Below are 1201 nucleotides of genomic sequence, written 5' to 3'. Positions count from 1 at the left end.
GATCGGACCGCGGGGACCGGACGTCGCGGGAACCGGGGGTGCCCCGCGTGTTGTGGGTGCCCGCCGGCGCCGCGCTGGCGCTGGTGGTGCTCCCGGTGGTCGGACTGCTCACCCGCACCGACCTCGCCGGACTTCCCGCTCTGCTCACCCGGCCCGCCGCGCTGAACGCCCTGCGGTTGTCCCTGGTCACCGCCACCCTGTCCACGGGGGCGTGCGTACTGCTCGGCGTCCCGCTGGCGGTGGTGCTGGCGCGCACCCGGGGGCCGGTCGTGCGGCTGCTGCGCGCGGTCGTGCTGCTGCCGCTGGTGCTGCCCCCGGTGGTGGGCGGGCTGGCGCTGCTGTTCCTGTTCGGCCGCACCGGGTTCCTCGGCCAGCTGCTCGACGTCGTCGCCGGGGTGCGGGTGCCGTTCACCACGGCCGCCGTGGTGCTGGCGCAGACCTTCGTGGCGATGCCGTTCCTGGTCGTGAGTCTGGAGGGGGCCCTGCGTGCCGCCGGCACCGGCCACGAACGGGTGGCCGCCACGCTCGGCGCGGGCCCGCCGACGGTGCTGCGCCGGGTGACGCTGCCGCTGCTGCTGCCCGCGCTCGGGTCCGGCGCGGTGCTCAGCTTCGCCCGCGCGCTCGGCGAGTTCGGCGCCACGCTCACCTTCGCGGGCAGTCTGGAGGGGGTCACCCGCACGCTGCCGGTGGAGGTGTACCACCGGGCGCAGACCGACGTGGACAGCGCCGTGGCGCTGGCGCTCCTGCTGGTCGTCGTGGCCGTCGTGGTCATCGCCGCCGCCCGGCCGCGGGCGGTCGAGGGCGTGCGGTCGTGACCCTGCACGCCGACCTCGACCTGCGCCGGGACGCCTTCACGCTGTCGGTGGCGTTCGAGGTCGCCGACGGCGAGGTGCTGGCCGTGCTCGGGCCGAACGGCTCCGGCAAGTCCACGGTGCTGTCCTGCCTGGCGGGGCTGCTGCGGCCGGACACGGCCTCGGTGGCCCTGGCGGGCCGGACCCTCGACGACACCCGCACGCACGTCGCACCGCACCGGCGCGGGGTGGGTCTGCTCGCGCAGGAGCCGCGGCTGTTCCCGCACCTCAGCGTGCTCGACAACGTGGCGTTCGGGCCGCGCTCGCGCGGGGGTTCCCGTCCGGCCGCGCGCGAGCGGGCCCGGCGGGAGCTGGGCGAGGTGGACGCCCTGCCCCTCGCCAAGCGCAGA

Annotated in this window: 2 protein-coding genes; both read left to right on the top strand. The window is 76.9% G+C overall.

The window, feature by feature from the left end:
• Positions 1–38: 38 nt before the first annotated feature.
• Complete coding sequence (locus SACPADRAFT_RS0217785; RefSeq protein WP_028662550.1) at positions 39–815, top strand: ABC transporter permease; 777 nt, start codon at positions 39–41, stop codon at positions 813–815.
• The coding region (locus tag SACPADRAFT_RS28485; protein WP_040924556.1) for an ATP-binding cassette domain-containing protein at positions 812–1201 on the top strand (390 nt) is incomplete at its 3' end. The genes SACPADRAFT_RS0217785 and SACPADRAFT_RS28485, both read left to right, overlap by 4 nt.

Source organism: Saccharomonospora iraqiensis subsp. paurometabolica YIM 90007 (assembly GCF_000231035.2).
Lineage (GTDB): Bacteria > Actinomycetota > Actinomycetes > Mycobacteriales > Pseudonocardiaceae > Saccharomonospora > Saccharomonospora paurometabolica.
The sequence above is the reverse complement of the archived record's forward strand: the minus strand, read 5'-3'. Positions and strand labels throughout refer to the sequence as shown.